We start from the raw sequence: 396 nt of genomic DNA, 5'->3' as shown, positions 1-396 counted from the left end.
ACATGATCAGAACTCGCCCCCTCTCACTCATCCCCACCCCCATCCCTCTCCCCCCTTACCCCTATCCCCCCCAATCCATCACCACCCTCCCCATCTCCTCCTCTCACCTCTCTACCCCCATCCCACCCATCTACCCCCCCTCAACCCCACCCTCCCCCCCAATCTCCCTCACAAAGTTCTCCCACTCATCCTCATCCACCCGAACATCCTCCACCTCACTCCCTACCACCCCATCCCCCACCTCCTCCCCACCCCTCACCTCATCAACTCCCCCACCTTCATCCTCCTCTTCCCCCTCACCTTCCTCTCCAACCCCTTCCTCCCCTCCCACACCATCCCCACCCCCCTCCCCCTTTTCCCCCCACCCGCCACTCTCTCCCCCATTTACATTCTCGC

The 396-nt window shown here is 62.6% G+C and carries 1 protein-coding gene; it reads right to left on the bottom strand.

What is annotated here, in order from left to right; translation table 11 throughout:
• Positions 1-130: 130 nt before the first annotated feature.
• Positions 131-396: hypothetical protein (locus FS507_RS19880; RefSeq protein ID WP_186314749.1), on the bottom strand; the 266-nt coding region annotated here is incomplete at its 5' end.

Source organism: Corynebacterium glyciniphilum AJ 3170 (genome assembly GCF_007673095.1).
In the GTDB taxonomy this organism is placed as follows: domain Bacteria; phylum Actinomycetota; class Actinomycetes; order Mycobacteriales; family Mycobacteriaceae; genus Corynebacterium.
The sequence above is the reverse complement of the archived record's forward strand: the minus strand, read 5'-3'. Positions and strand labels throughout refer to the sequence as shown.